At 64.1% G+C, this 499-nt stretch carries 1 protein-coding gene; it reads right to left on the bottom strand.

All coding sequences use genetic code 11. From position 1 onward, the window contains the following. Positions 1-499 (bottom strand): YbfB/YjiJ family MFS transporter (locus tag DOU50_RS00110; protein WP_148768444.1); only part of this gene is annotated, 499 nt, incomplete at both ends.

The following is a 499-nucleotide window of genomic DNA, read 5'->3' on the forward strand; positions in this document are numbered from 1 at the left end:
CCGTATAAAAGAGAGAGCTGCACGGCACACAAAAAGCCGCCTCCCACCAGCAGCCCGCCCGTCAGCAAACCGCCAATCCCCGGCAGCAGCCAGGCCGCCAGCACGCCCGCCCCCTGTAACCACAGCACGATAGCCAGCCTGCGGTTAGCCGTTGAGGTGTGGCGTAAAAGAATACTTAGCGCAATGCCCACCACGGCGGCGAGACCAAAAATCGGCCAGACAAACTGGGCAAACAGGCTGCCGGGAAAACGCACCGCCGCCATTTGCGACAGGAAGGTCGCCGGGAGGATATAGCCAAACCCGGCCAGGCTGTAGCTCCAGACCAGGCGCTTTAAATCCGCCGTCAGCAGCAGCGGCTCCGGCGCGGTGCCGGGTCGATGGAGCTGCCCGGATCGCGGCAGGTAGCGCGCCACCAGTGCAATCAGCACCAGCGCCAGCACGCCGTAGATTTGCCATGCCGCCCCGGCCGACAGGGATTTCGCCTGGATATAGACGGCGA

This window comes from Enterobacter sp. C6 (assembly GCF_008122455.1).
Classification (GTDB): Bacteria; Pseudomonadota; Gammaproteobacteria; order Enterobacterales; family Enterobacteriaceae; genus Enterobacter; species Enterobacter pseudoroggenkampii.